Source organism: Streptomyces sp. NPDC005808 (genome assembly GCF_042871385.1).
Lineage (GTDB): Bacteria > Actinomycetota > Actinomycetes > Streptomycetales > Streptomycetaceae > Streptomyces.
The window spans coordinates 1-12,343 of sequence record NZ_JBIAIK010000006.1 but is presented as its reverse complement, the minus strand read 5'-3'; the positions used below and the strand labels follow the sequence as shown (position 1 = coordinate 12,343).

10 protein-coding genes are annotated in these 12,343 nt (G+C 69.6%); 9 read left to right on the top strand and 1 reads right to left on the bottom strand.

The annotated features are described in order from the left end of the window. Nucleotides 1-39 precede the first annotated feature (39 nt). From ACFYPC_RS15060 to ACFYPC_RS15025, 8 genes are all read left to right on the top strand, one after another. Nucleotides 40-1,656, top strand: coding sequence for an L-lactate permease (locus tag ACFYPC_RS15060; protein ID WP_388675309.1), 1,617 nt, complete (start codon nt 40-42; stop codon nt 1,654-1,656). A gap of 250 nt (nt 1,657-1,906) precedes the next feature. After that, entirely contained in the window at nt 1,907-3,271 is a 1,365-nt protein-coding gene (locus ACFYPC_RS15055) for a phosphomannomutase/phosphoglucomutase (RefSeq protein WP_388675307.1), read from the top strand. Between the two features lie 245 nt (nt 3,272-3,516). Next, the gene (locus ACFYPC_RS15050) at nt 3,517-3,687 is read left to right on the top strand and encodes a Trm112 family protein (protein ID WP_388675304.1); all 171 of its coding nucleotides are present in this window, start codon (nt 3,517-3,519) and stop codon (nt 3,685-3,687) included. Nucleotides 3,688-3,717: 30 nt separating this feature from the next. After that, nucleotides 3,718-4,845, top strand: coding sequence for an SIS domain-containing protein (locus ACFYPC_RS15045; protein WP_388675302.1), 1,128 nt, complete (start codon nt 3,718-3,720; stop codon nt 4,843-4,845). An 89-nt stretch (nt 4,846-4,934) separates the two neighbouring features. Next, entirely contained in the window at nt 4,935-6,086 is a 1,152-nt protein-coding gene (manA, locus tag ACFYPC_RS15040) for a mannose-6-phosphate isomerase, class I (protein ID WP_388675299.1), read from the top strand. Between the two features lie 112 nt (nt 6,087-6,198). After that, nucleotides 6,199-7,176, top strand: a complete 978-nt coding sequence (locus ACFYPC_RS15035; protein ID WP_388675297.1) for a cation diffusion facilitator family transporter — start codon at nt 6,199-6,201, stop codon at nt 7,174-7,176. 378 nt (nt 7,177-7,554) lie between these two features. Then, nucleotides 7,555-9,012: an adenosylhomocysteinase gene (gene ahcY, locus ACFYPC_RS15030; RefSeq protein WP_388675294.1), complete on the top strand. Its 1,458-nt coding sequence runs from the start codon at nt 7,555-7,557 to the stop codon at nt 9,010-9,012. Nucleotides 9,013-9,112: 100 nt separating this feature from the next. Continuing rightward, the gene (locus tag ACFYPC_RS15025; protein WP_388675292.1) at nt 9,113-9,766 is read left to right on the top strand and encodes a hypothetical protein; all 654 of its coding nucleotides are present in this window, start codon (nt 9,113-9,115) and stop codon (nt 9,764-9,766) included. Nucleotides 9,767-9,798: 32 nt separating this feature from the next. Here ACFYPC_RS15025 and ACFYPC_RS15020 read toward each other — a convergent pair whose 3' ends face one another. Beyond that, nucleotides 9,799-10,809 carry an RDD family protein gene (locus tag ACFYPC_RS15020; protein ID WP_388675289.1) on the bottom strand — a complete coding sequence of 337 codons (1,011 nt, stop codon included), beginning with the start codon at nt 10,807-10,809 and terminating at the stop codon, nt 9,799-9,801. Nucleotides 10,810-10,928: 119 nt separating this feature from the next. Between ACFYPC_RS15020 and ACFYPC_RS15015 the strand changes: the two genes are divergently transcribed. Further along, nucleotides 10,929-11,936, top strand: a complete 1,008-nt coding sequence (locus ACFYPC_RS15015; protein ID WP_388675286.1) for a stage II sporulation protein M — start codon at nt 10,929-10,931, stop codon at nt 11,934-11,936. Nucleotides 11,937-12,343 lie beyond the last annotated feature (407 nt).

Below are 12,343 nucleotides of genomic sequence, written 5' to 3'. Positions count from 1 at the left end.
GAAACCGCTTTCCGCATCGCGGAATCGGAGGAGGTGCCCGTGTACGTCCAGGAACTGGAACCCGTGGCTGATTCACTCGGCCTGTCCGCCCTCGTCGCGACCTTGCCCCTCGTCATCGTCCTGGTCCTCCTCGGCGGCGTCCGTATGAAGGCTCACCAGGCCGGGCTGATCGGCCTGGTGGCCGCCGCGTCGGTCGCCTGGCTCGCCTACGGCATGCCGGTCGGCCAGACACTCTCCAGTGCCGCTCAGGGGGCCGTCTTCGGCCTCTTCCCCATCCTGTGGATCGTCGTCAACGCCCTCTGGGTGTACCGCATGACGGTCCGTACCCAGCACTTCGACATCCTCCGCCGCTCCTTCGGGCGTCTGTCCGACGATCCGCGCATCCAGGCGCTCGTGATCGCGTTCTGCTTCGGCGCCCTATTGGAGGCCCTCGCGGGCTTCGGCGCCCCCGTCGCGATCTGCTCGGTGATGCTGGTCGCGCTCGGCTTCGACCCGGTGCGCGCGGCGGTGGTCGCGCTGGTAGCCAACACCGCACCGGTCGCCTTCGGCGCGATGGGCACCCCGGTCGTCACGCTCGCCCAAGTCACCGGCCTGCCACTGGATTCCGTCGCCTCCGTGGTGGGCCGCCAGACGCCACTACTGGCCCTGGTCGTACCGCTCGTACTCGTCTTCCTGGTCGACGGGCGGCGCGGGCTGCGGGAGACCTGGGTGCCCGCCCTCGTCTGCGGGACCGCCTTCGCCGTCGTCCAGTTCGCCGCCTCCAACTACGTCTCCGCGCAACTCGCCGACATCGGGGCCGCCTTGGCGGGGGCGGGTGCGCTCGTCGCCGTACCGGGGGCGCGCAGGGCGGCCGCCGAGCCCGTACGGGCGGCGGTGCTGACCGGCGTACGGAGTGAGGACCTGGACGAGGAGGACCCGCGGCCCGAAGTCGTGCGCGCCTACGCCCCCTACGCCCTGATCGTGGTCATCTTCTCCCTCGCCCAGCTCCCCGCGGTGAAGGACTGGCTGGCCGGAGCGACCCGTGTCTTCGACTGGCCCTTCCTGAACGTGGTCGATCCGGACGGTGAACGGGTCGGCGGCAACGTCTTCACGCTGCCCCTGGTGACGACCGGCGGCACGCTCGTACTGCTCGCCGGGCTGTGCACAGCCGCCGTACTCGGAGTGCACGCGCGCGTGGCGGTCAGGGAATGGGCCGCGACAGTGCACGAGTTGAGGTTCGCGATCCTCACGGTGACGTCCGTGCTGGCGCTCGCCTACGTCATGAACCTCTCCGGGCAGGCCGCCACGATCGGACACTTCGTAGCGGCGGCCGGCGCGGGACTCGCCTTCCTGTCACCGGTCCTGGGCTGGTTCGGCGTGGCCGTGTCCGGCTCCGACACCTCGGCGAACGCCCTTTTCGGTGCCCTTCAGGTGAGCGCGGCCAGGGAGTCGGGTCTGTCTCCCGAACTGCTCGCCGCCGGCAACAGCTCGGGCGGTGTCCTCGGCAAGATGATCTCGCCGCAGAACCTGACCATCGCCTGCGCGGCGGTCGGACTCGCGGGCCGCGAGGGCGACCTGCTGCGCAAGGTGCTGCCGTGGAGTCTCGGACTGCTGCTGATCATGTGCCTGATCGTGGCGGGGCAGAGTACGCCGGTCCTGGGATGGATGCTGCCGTGAGGGAATGACGGGGATGGATGCTGCCGTGACGGAATGAGGAGTGCTGTCGTCCTGGATCGAGGGCGGCCGTCGTGCAGCGACAAGGGCCGCCGTGACGCGGTGCGTTACCGCCACGTGACGGATGAGCCCCCACAGGTGACGAAAGAAGCCCCCAGGTGACGGATGCGCATCCGCTGAGCCGCGGCACACCGGACTGTCAGTCCGGGCAGGTAGTTTGAGGCGACCTAAGTGGACTTCTGGAGGGTTGGCCGTGACTGCTGATCTGTCGCAGCTCGTGAAGGCGTACGACGTACGCGGTGTGGTCCCCGACCAGTGGGACGAGCCGCTGGCCGAGCTGTTCGGGGCGGCCTTCGTCCAGGTGACCAATGCGGGCGCGATCGTGATCGGGCACGACATGCGGCCCTCGTCGCCCGGTCTGTCGCGCGCCTTCGCGCGTGGTGCGGCGGCGCGCGGTGTCGACGTCACCGAGATCGGGCTGTGCTCGACGGACCAGCTGTACTACGCGTCGGGCGCGTTCGGCTTGCCGGGCGCCATGTTCACGGCCTCGCACAACCCCGCCCAGTACAACGGCATCAAGATGTGCCGGGCGGGCGCGACCCCGGTCGGACAGGACACCGGTCTCTCCGAGATCCGCGAACTCGCCGAGTCCTGGCTCGACTCGGGCGCCCCGGAACCCCCGGACGTCACGCCGGGAACGATCACGCAGCGTGACACGTTGGAGGGTTACGCGGCGCACCTCCGCGGCCTCGTCGACCTGACCTCCATCCGCCCCCTCAAGGTCGTCGTCGACGCGGGCAACGGGATGGGCGGGCACACGGTCCCGACAGTCTTCGACGGACTGCCCCTCGACCTGGTGCCGATGTACTTCGAGCTGGACGGCACCTTCCCGAACCACGAGGCGAACCCCCTCGACCCGGCGAACATCGTCGACCTCCAGAAACGCGTACGCGAGGAGGGCGCCGACCTCGGCATCGCCTTCGACGGCGACGCCGACCGCTGCTTCGTCGTCGACGAGCAGGGCGACCCGGTCCCGCCCTCCGCGATCACGGCCCTGGTGGCCGCCCGTGAACTCGCCAAGCACCCCGGCGGCACGGTCATCCACAACCTCATCACCTCCTGGTCGGTGCCCGAGGTCGTACGGGAGCACGGCGGCATCCCCGTCCGTACCCGCGTCGGCCACTCCTTCATCAAGGCCGAGATGGCCACCTCCGGCGCGATCTTCGGCGGCGAGCACTCCGCGCACTACTACTTCCGCGACTTCTGGAACGCGGACACGGGCATGCTGGCCGCGCTCCACGTCCTCGCAGCGCTCGGCGGCCAGGACGCCCCGCTCTCCCGACTGGTGGCCGAGTACGACCGCTACGCAGGCTCCGGCGAGATCAACTCCACGGTCGACGACCAGAAGGCACGACTCGCCGCGATCAGAGCCACCTACGAGGGTCGCGAGGACATCACCCTCGACGAACTCGACGGCCTCACGATCACCGCCGAGGACTGGTGGTTCAACGTCCGCCCCTCCAACACAGAGCCCTTGCTCCGCCTCAACACCGAGGCACGCGACGAGGCGATGATGGCGAAGGTGCGCGACGAGGTGCTGGAGATCATCCGAGGCTGACCTGTTCAGCCCGTCCGGCGTTTGAGGACGAGCGCGTTCAGCGCGATACGGGGGTCTGGGGGCGGCAGCCCCCATGAGCAAGGGGAAGGGTAGGGGCGGAGGGGGCGAAAACCCGAAACCCCCGCCCACCCCCACCCCCACCCCGTCGCCCCAAGCCCAGCGCCTCCCCCACCAGCCAGCGCCGCGCCCCCGCCCGCAGCGGTACCCTGACCAGGCCGCATCCACCTGCTCGGAAGGACACCCCCATGGCGCTCGAAGCCGGCCTCCTGGAGATCCTCGCCTGCCCGGCCTGCCACGCCCCGCTCAAGGAGCAGGAGAGCGAACTGGTCTGCACGAGCGACGACTGCGGCCTCGCGTACCCCGTCCGCGACGGCATCCCCGTACTGCTCGTCGACGAGGCCCGCCGCCCCGCGTAACGACGACCCGGCGATCGGAGTCTGCCGCCCATGCTCGACGAATCGCTGCTCGACGCTCCCGAGGCACTGGCCCAGGCGGACCGCCGCGGCCTCCTCAGGGGCGCCGCCGAGGCGGGTGCCCATGTGCGCACCGCCGCCCGGCACGCCACCGAGGCCGGCATCCCGGAGCTCAAACCGGACGGCCGCCCCCGCACCGTCCTGATCGCAGGCCCAGGCACCGCGGCCACCTGTGTCGCCGACCTGCTCGGCACCCTCGCCGGGGCCGGCTGCCCGGTCATCCGGCTGAGTCCGACCGGCGTCGCCGCCGACGCGGGCGCCCTGCGCTGGGAGCTCCCCGGCTGGGCGGGCCCCGTGGACCTGCTCCTGATCGCCACCCCCGACGGGTACGAGCCGGGCCTCTCGCTCCTGGTCGAGCAGGCCTACCGGCGCGGCTGCACCGTCGCCGCCGTGGCCCCGGCCCACTCCCCGCTGCCCGAGTCGGTGGACGGCGCACACGGCCTGTTCGTACCGCTGGCGACCACCCCGTACGAGCGGGAGGGGCTCGCGGCCGCGTCCGCCCCCGGCGTTCTGTGGGCGCTGCTCACCCCGCTGCTCGCGCTCCTCGACCGCACCGGCCTGCTCACCGCGCCCCCTGAGGCCGTCCAGAAGGTCGCCGACCGCCTCGACCGCGTCGCCGAACGCTGCGGCCCGGCCATCGCGACCTACAGCAACCCCGCCAAGACCCTCGCCGCCGAACTCGCCGAGGCACTCCCCGTGATCTGGACGGAGGGCACGTCCGCGGGCCCGGCGGGCCGCCGCTTCGCCGCCGCGCTCGCCGAGCTGGCCGGACGCCCCGCGCTCACCGCCGAACTGCCGGAGGCGCTCGCCGAGCACACCGCGCTGCTGGCCGGCTCGCTGGCCGCGGGCGCCGACCCGGACGACTTCTTCCGCGACCGCGTCGCGGAGCAACAGGCCATCCACGCGCGCGTGGTGCTCCTGCGCGACCGCCCGACAGGCGGCCTCACCGCCGCCCCGGCCGCCCGCGAACTCGCCCTCAGCCACGACACCGCGATCAGCGAACTCGAACCCGAGGAGGGCGGCGAACTGGAGACCCTCGCCGAACTGATCGCCATCACGGATTTCGCCGCCGTTTACCTGGCGCTCGCTTCAGGCGCCTGATCTTGACGCACACGGGGTAGCCCGGAACCGGACCTCCGCGTGGTGAGAAGCGCCCGCTGAGCAGCGTACGTACGGAGAAAGCACACACTATGGACCGCCTCGACAACACCATCCGCCCCTACGCCTGGGGTTCGACCACCGCCATCCCGCGGCTGCTCGGCGTGGAGCCCACCGGTGAACCGCAGGCGGAGATGTGGATGGGCGCCCACCCGGGCGCACCCTCGCACACCGAACGAGGTCCCCTCACCGAGGTCATCGACGAGGACCCCGAGAAGGAACTGGGCCGCGCGGCCGTCGCCAAGTTCGGCCCCCGACTGCCGTTCCTGCTGAAGATCCTCGCCGCGGGCGCCCCCCTCTCCCTCCAGGTCCACCCCAACCTCGAACAGGCGCAAGAGGGTTACGAGGACGAGGAGCGCCGGGGCATCCCCATCGACGCCCCGCACCGCAACTACAAGGACGCCAACCACAAGCCCGAACTGATCTGCGCCCTCACCGAGTTCGACGGCCTGTGCGGTTTCCGCGCCCCCGCCGAGTCCGCCGAACTCCTCGCGGGCCTGGACGTCGACTCCCTCAAGCCGTACGTCGACCTGCTGCACGCACACCCTGAAGAGGCCGCCCTGCGCGAGGTCCTCACGGCGCTGCTCTCCGCCGACCGCGACGACCTGGCCCACACGGTGGCCGAGACCGCGGCGGCATGCGCCCGCCTCGGCGGCTCCTACGCCCCGTACGCCGACCTCGCCCACCACTACCCCGGCGACCCCGGCGTCATCGCCGCGATGCTTCTCAACCACGTCCAACTCCAGCCCGGCGAGGCACTGTTCCTCGGCGCCGGCGTCCCGCACGCGTACTTGAACGGCCTGGGCGTCGAGATCATGGCCAACAGCGACAACGTCCTGCGCTGCGGCCTGACCCCCAAGCACGTCGACGTCCCCGAACTCCTGCGCATCGTCCGCTTCGAGGCGAGCGACCCCGGCGTACTGCGCCCGGAGGCGTCCCCCGACGGCGAAGAGGTCTACGAGACCCCCATCGACGAGTTCCGCCTCTCCCGTTACGTCCTGCCCCAGGACACGGCTCCGCACGACCTCACCGTCACGACCCCGCAGATCCTGCTGTGCACGGCCGGTTCCGTGCGCGTGGACGACAGCACGCTCGCCCCCGGCCAGTCCGTCTTCGTACCGGCGGGCGAAAAGGTCGAACTGTCTGGCCCTGGCACGATTTTCCGGGCGACAGTAGTGGCCTGATGTGACCACTGTGACGGCCTGACGCGCCGTTGTCGGGGCAGCCTGCAACAATGGCCCACTGGCAAAAGGCAGGCAAAGCCCTGGACGGCGTACGAAGGGACAGCAGGAGCACATGAGCGCTTCAGGCGGCACCAAGGCGATCGTGGCGGCACTCGCCGCAAATCTCGCGATCGCGGTAGCGAAGTTCGTGGCGTTCCTCTTCAGTGGTTCGTCATCGATGCTCGCCGAGTCCGTGCACTCGCTCGCCGACTCCGGAAACCAGGGACTGCTCCTGCTCGGCGGCAAGAAGGCCAAGCGCGAGGCGACCCCGCAGCACCCCTTCGGCTACGGTCGCGAGCGCTACATCTACGCCTTCCTCGTCTCGATCGTCCTCTTCTCGGTCGGCGGCATGTTCGCGATCTACGAGGGCTACGAGAAGATCAAGCACCCGCACGAGATCGAGGCCTGGTACTGGCCGGTGGGCGTCCTCGTCTTCGCGATCATCGCGGAGTCCTTCTCCTTCCGGACGGCCATCAAGGAGTCCAACCCCCTGCGCGGCCAGAAGTCGTGGAAGGAGTTCGTCCGCCACGCCAAGGCCCCCGAGCTGCCGGTCGTGCTCCTGGAGGACCTCGGCGCGCTGGTGGGCCTCGTCCTGGCGCTGGTCGGCGTGAGCATCGCCCTGATCACCGGAGACGGCGTCTGGGACGGCATCGGCACGCTCTGCATCGGCATCCTGCTCATCCTCATCGCGCTGGTTCTCGCAGTGGAGACCAAGTCCCTCCTCCTGGGCGAGTCCGCGGGTCTCGAAGAGGTCCAGAAGATCGAAGCAGCGATCGTCGACGGCAACACGGTCACCGGCATCATCCACATGCGCACCCTCCACCTCGGCCCGGAGGAACTCCTGGTCGCCGCCAAGATCGCCGTCCAGCACGACGACACGGCCACCGAGGTCGCCACCGCGATCAACGCCGCCGAGTCCCGCATCCGGGAAGCGGTCCCGATCGCCCGCGTCATCTACCTCGAGCCCGACATCTACAACGAGGCCGAGGCGGCGAAGGGCCCGGACCGAGAAGCGGCACCCGGTGGCCCGGCACACCCCGCCGAGCACTGATCTCCACTTGTACGTCCCTGGGGCCCGCCTGGAGTTCAGGTGGGCCCCTTTCCGTCAGATCTGTGAGCCCCGTCAGACCTCACCCACGCGTCTGACCTGCACGGGCCACGATCGGCACGGCTGGACCATGCCCTGCCCGGTCGTACGCGGACTGGGGAGGGCCGGGCTCACCGGTGTAGCTTGGTGGTTGAGCCAGACGTCGCTGCTGATGGCGGTCGGGCGGTCCCTCCGCGGACCGGCCGAGGGAGAGAGGGCCTCCGACGGACTGCGTTGCGCGCACCGGGCACTCCTGTGCCCAGCGGGGCATGCGTATGCCCGCCGCCGCGCAGACCAGCCGTACCACCTCGCCCCAATCCCGATCCCGAGGAGCAGCTCGACATGACGACTGTCGACAACCGACAGGACTTCAAGGTCGCCGACCTCTCCCTGGCCGCCTTCGGCCGCAAGGAGATCACCCTCGCCGAGCACGAGATGCCCGGCCTGATGTCGATCCGCAAGGAGTACGCCGAGGCGCAGCCCCTCGCGGGCGCCCGCGTCACCGGCTCCCTGCACATGACGGTGCAGACCGCCGTCCTCATCGAGACCCTCGTCGCCCTCGGCGCCGAGGTCCGCTGGGCCTCCTGCAACATCTTCTCCACCCAGGACCACGCCGCCGCCGCCATCGCGGTCGGCCCGACCGGCACGCCCGAGAACCCGCAGGGCGTCCCGGTCTTCGCCTGGAAGGGCGAGACCCTGGAGGAGTACTGGTGGTGCACGGAGCAGGCCCTGACCTGGCCGAACACCCCCACGGGCGGCCCGAACATGATCCTGGACGACGGTGGTGACGCCACCATGCTCGTCCACAACGGCGTCCAGTTCGAGAAGGACGGCAAGGTCCCCTCCCTCGACACCGCCGAGTCCGACGAGCACCGTGTCGTCCTCGAGCTCCTCACCCGCACGATCACCGAGGGCTCGCAGAAGTGGACCCAGCTCGCCTCGGAGATCCGCGGCGTGACCGAGGAGACCACGACCGGCGTCCACCGTCTCTACGAGATGCACCGCGACGGCACCCTCCTGTTCCCGGCGATCAACGTGAACGACGCAGTCACCAAGTCGAAGTTCGACAACAAGTACGGCTGCCGCCACTCCCTGATCGACGGCATCAACCGCGCCACCGACGTCCTCATCGGCGGCAAGACCGCGGTCGTGTTCGGCTACGGCGACGTGGGCAAGGGCTGCGCGGAGTCCCTGCGCGGCCAGGGCGCCCGCGTGATCGTCACCGAGATCGACCCGATCTGCGCCCTGCAGGCGGCGATGGACGGCTACCAGGTCACCACCCTCGACGAGGTCGTCGACAAGGCCGACATCTTCATCACCACGACCGGCAACAAGGACATCATCATGGCCAGCGACATGGCCAAGATGAAGCACCAGGCCATCGTCGGCAATATCGGCCACTTCGACAACGAGATCGACATGGCCGGCCTGGCGAAGGTCGAGGGCATCGTCAAGGACGAGGTCAAGCCGCAGGTCCACACCTGGACGTTCCCCGACGGCAAGGTCCTCATCGTCCTGTCCGAAGGTCGCCTGCTGAACCTGGGCAACGCCACCGGTCACCCCTCCTTCGTGATGTCCAACTCGTTCGCGGACCAGACGCTGGCCCAGATCGAGCTGTTCACCAAGCCCGAGGAGTACCCGACCGACGTGTACGTGCTGCCCAAGCACCTGGACGAGAAGGTCGCCCGCCTCCACCTCGACGCGCTCGGCGTGAAGCTGACGACGCTCCGCCCCGAGCAGGCCGCGTACCTCGGCATCGAGGTCGAGGGCCCGTACAAGTCGGACCACTACCGCTACTGAGCTCCCCCGCCGAGCAGCGGTACCACCGCTCGGCGTACGGATGTCAGCAGGCCCTCGCCCCCGCGGCGGGGGCCTGTCCCCGATGAGGACCTGAACTCCCATGCCCCGCGGCCGTTATTCGCTCCATGACCCGCACGATCACACCCCCCTGGCTGAAGAACACTTCCACTGTGCGCCCGGTCCCTCCGGCTGGCGCTATGTCTCCCAACTCACCACCCCCTCCTCCGGCCGAGGGCCCGAAGGCGTCCCCCAGAAAGGCACGGTCGCCGGCTCGGTCGACCTCGCCCTCGACGACCTCGGCCGCCCCATCCGTCTCGAACTGACCGCCGCGAGCTGGCAGGTCCGCGGCGCCGCGCTCGACGGCGTCACCTGGGTCCGCACCGGCCCCGCAGGCACGCAGGCGACCGAAGGCAATGTCCGCGCCCATGCCTTCACCGGGCCGTCTCCCGCGTTTCTCGTCGCCACCGCCCGCATCCTCCGCCTGTCCCCCTCCCCCTCCGCCTCCGCGACCCGCGTACGCCTCGTCGCCTTCACCGACCCCGTCCTGGCCCCGCGCACCCTCGACCAGTCCTGGGCCTTGATCTCGAGAGAAACACACGCCACTGACAACGGCCCCCTCACCGTGGACGAATACCAGGTCACAGCCCTGGACACCGGTGAGCAGCACGCCGTACACATCGCGGGAGACGTGGTGCTCGCGGCACCCGGCATCGAACTGGAACACCTCGAGTCACCCCCGTCGGTATTCACCTGACAAGGCGCCGACAGACAGGCCCTACGCGAGCCCTAGGCGGGAGGTGCGAAGCCGGTCGAGGGACTGCCGCCCTGGTCGCGCTCCGGTGGTGCGGCGGGCGGTGGCGGGACGGGCTGTGGTACCACGCCCGGCGGCAGCGGCGGCTGATGCTGCGTCGCGAGGGGGGACGGAGTTCCCGGCGCGACCGACGGATAGGTGTAGGGGTAGGCGCCCGGTTGCATGGGGGCGGACCCGGCCCCACCCGGCGATGCGATCATCGGCCCGCCCGGGCTGCCGTACGGGAGCACGGCAGCCCCGCCGCCGAAGGACCGTCGGACCTCCCGCGCCTGCCGCTCCTGCACCACTGCCGCCAGATACGCAGCCGGTGGAACGCCGGGCGGCGCCGGAGTACCCGTACGGGCGGCCAGATCCGTGGCGAGCCGATCCGCCATCGCCGCACCGACCTGCGGATCCAACTGCCGCATCCGTGTCAGGTACTGCCGGACGGCCAACCACAGGCCGTCCGGAACCGCGGAAAGATCAAGGCCGGCGAAACGACCCGCCAGCCAGGGCGGCGGTGGAGGCACGAAGGGCGTACGGCCGGCCGGGATCCTTTCCCGTACGACAAGGGTCCCCGCGAACACGTCACCCAGCCGCCGCCCCCGCGCCGACACGAGCGAGGCGATGCACGCGACGATCCCGAACGTCATCAGGAGCTCGACCACACCGACGGCACCGCGAACCAGGGCGTGCCGGAACCGGATGGGCCCACCGTCGTCCCGTACCACCCGCAACCCGCACGCCAGCTTCCCGAGCGAGCGGCCGTGACTGAGCGTCTCCACCGCAATCGGCCCGCCCACCAGGACAAGAAGGAAACACGCGATCGAGAGGGCGACCTGCGCAGCTTCGTCCAGCCCGCCCGTCGCAGCCACCAAGCCGATGGTCACGACGACATAGACGGTCACCGTCACGATCAGGTCCAGCAAGACGGCCAGCGTCCGGCTCGGCAGTTTCGCAGGGCGCAACTCCAGCGCCACCGCCTCGCCCGTCACTAGCTCACTCACGCTCGCCGTCCTTCCCCTGACCTGCCTTGCGAATGTCCAGTCTGCCAAGCTGAGGGCACATCGCGTCGCAGTACGACAAGCTGATACTCACGACGAGCAGCCGAGGAGCAGCAAACCAGATGGACCTCGACGTCTTCGTGTCCGCCCACCGCGCCGAGTGGGATCGGCTCGACGCACTGATCCGCCGACAACGCCGCCTGACCGGAGCAGAGGCGGATGAACTCGTCTCCCTGTACCAACGCACCGCCACCCATCTCTCCCTGATCCAGTCAAGCGCTCCCGACCCCCAGCTGACGGGCCGCCTCAGCCAACTAGTGGCACGCGCGCGTAGTGCCGTGACAGGCACGCGCCGTGCCTCCTGGCGTGATGTCACCCGCTTCCTGACGCACGGTTTCCCGGCCGCGGTCTACCGCTCGCGCCACTGGTGGGTTCCCACAGCTCTCCTGTCCACCGTCGTGGCGGCCCTCCTGGGGTGGTGGATCGGTACGCACCCCGAGGTCCAGTCCTCGATCGCGGCCCCCAGCGAACTGCGCGAACTGACGCGCCCCGGCGGCCAGTACGAGACCTACTACTCCAGCCATCCCGCCGCTTCCTTCGCGGCCCAGGTGTGGACGAACAACGCCCAGGCCGCCGCGATGTGCCTGGTGCTGGGCATTTTCCTGGGTCTCCCGGTCATCTGGATCCTCTTCGAGAACATGCTCAACCTGGGTGTCGGTATCGGCCTGATGTCCTCGGCCGGCCGCCTCGACACCTTCCTGGGCCTCGTCCTTCCGCATGGGCTCCTGGAGCTGACGGCTGTTTTCGTCGCCGCGGGCACAGGCCTGCGACTGGGCTGGACTGTGATCGATCCTGGCCCTCGTCCCCGCAGCACGGCGCTCGCTGAGGAGGGCCGAGCCGCCCTCGGTATGGCCGTAGGCCTGGCCCTGATCCTCTTCGTCTCAGGCGCCATCGAAGGCTTCGTCACGCCGTCCGGACTCCCCACCTGGGCCCGCATCGGCATCGGAATCGCCGCTGAACTGGCCTTCCTCGCGTACGTCTACGTACTGGGCGGACGTGCGGCACGAGCCGGTGAAACCGGTGATGTCGACGAGACAGAGCGCAGCGCCACCGTCCCGACGGCTGCCTGATGTGCGACCACCTTCGCTGACCTGCTAGTCTCCTCCTCGCCCCGAAAGAGCCCGTTGACACGGACCGAACGGGGAGGTAGATTCGAACAGTTGCCTAGAACTGGACAAGTCCAGTGGCGGCGGTTCAGGGTCTGCCTGCTTCTGGAAACGTCGATTTCCGAGAGGCCCCTCCCGATAATTCAGAAATGGATGCCGGTCAATCCGGCCCGAATCTTCTGATAAAGTCGGAACCGCCGGAAAGGGAAACGCGAAAGCGGAAACCTGGAAAGCACCGAGGAAATCGGATCGGGAAACGGTCTGGTAGAGTCGGGGATGCAAGACCGAAGGGAAACGCCCGGAGGAAAGCCTGAGAGAGTCTCTCGGGTGAGTACGAAGGAAGTGTCCGTTCCTTGAGAACTCAACAGCGT

Bases quoted from the DNA above. Each gene is read 5' to 3' on its own strand.
- manA (WP_388675299.1), top strand. From the start codon at position 4,935: ATGGACCGCCTCGACAACACCATCCGCCCCTACGCCTGGGGTTCGACC.
- ACFYPC_RS15035 (WP_388675297.1), top strand. From the start codon at position 6,199: ATGAGCGCTTCAGGCGGCACCAAGGCGATCGTGGCGGCACTCGCCGCA.
- ahcY (WP_388675294.1), top strand. From the start codon at position 7,555: ATGACGACTGTCGACAACCGACAGGACTTCAAGGTCGCCGACCTCTCC.
- ACFYPC_RS15050 (WP_388675304.1), top strand. From the start codon at position 3,517: ATGGCGCTCGAAGCCGGCCTCCTGGAGATCCTCGCCTGCCCGGCCTGC.
- ACFYPC_RS15015 (WP_388675286.1), top strand. From the start codon at position 10,929: ATGGACCTCGACGTCTTCGTGTCCGCCCACCGCGCCGAGTGGGATCGG.
- ACFYPC_RS15045 (WP_388675302.1), top strand. From the start codon at position 3,718: ATGCTCGACGAATCGCTGCTCGACGCTCCCGAGGCACTGGCCCAGGCG.
- ACFYPC_RS15025 (WP_388675292.1), top strand. From the start codon at position 9,113: ATGCCCCGCGGCCGTTATTCGCTCCATGACCCGCACGATCACACCCCC.